General features: G+C 48.8%; 1 tRNA gene. It reads left to right on the top strand.

Going from position 1 to position 203, the window contains the following annotated elements:
- Window positions 1–58 precede the first annotated feature (58 nt).
- A tRNA-Gln gene (locus HMPREF2820_RS09250) sits at window positions 59–130 on the top strand.
- Window positions 131–203 lie beyond the last annotated feature (73 nt).

Genomic DNA, 203 nt, shown 5'->3' on the forward strand with positions numbered 1-203 from the left:
AACACGGGTTCAAATCCCGTACGGGGTACAAAGACAGCGTGAAAGCGCCAGTCTTTATTGGCCTATGGTGTAATTGGCAACACTACGGTTTCTGGTACCGTCATTCTAGGTTCGAGTCCTGGTAGGCCAGCAGTGAAGAAGTTCAATGTTGAATGTATTCACTAACTGCAAAGTTCTAAGCCCCGTTCGTCTAGCGGCCTAGG

Origin of the sequence: Corynebacterium sp. HMSC064E08 (genome assembly GCF_001811805.1) — a bacterium.
GTDB lineage: Bacteria > Actinomycetota > Actinomycetes > Mycobacteriales > Mycobacteriaceae > Corynebacterium > Corynebacterium jeikeium_D.